Origin of the sequence: Bacillus sp. SIMBA_031 (genome assembly GCF_046535225.1) — a bacterium.
In the GTDB taxonomy this organism is placed as follows: Bacteria; Bacillota; Bacilli; order Bacillales; family Bacillaceae; genus Bacillus; species Bacillus velezensis.
In genome coordinates, this window is sequence record NZ_JAWRXC010000569.1 from 1 (window position 1) to 246 (window position 246).

A 246-nucleotide genomic window follows, 5' to 3' on the forward strand; every position below is an offset into this window, starting at 1 on the left:
CCAGAAGTTGAGCATTCTCAGACACCGCGGACAGCGCTGCACGAGCAGCATAAACGGCCACCGGACGCGCCTCGGCGTGCCAGTTCTCCAAGGCAGCGGAGGAGGTGAACACGGGCATGGCCCTGCGGCCATCCGGAGCCGTGAGGGTGACCAAGGCCATATCCGCTTGTTTATCGGCATGCAACCCGTCAACGGCCTCGGCTTCCTCAGCAAGCTGCGCCACAACAGGAACGAAGACCCTCGCTG

The 246-nt window shown here is 63.4% G+C and carries 1 protein-coding gene; it reads right to left on the reverse strand.

Translation table 11 applies throughout. The features are described from left to right. The coding region (locus tag SB724_RS21395; protein ID WP_410573037.1) for an SseB family protein at nt 1–246 on the reverse strand (246 nt) is incomplete at both ends.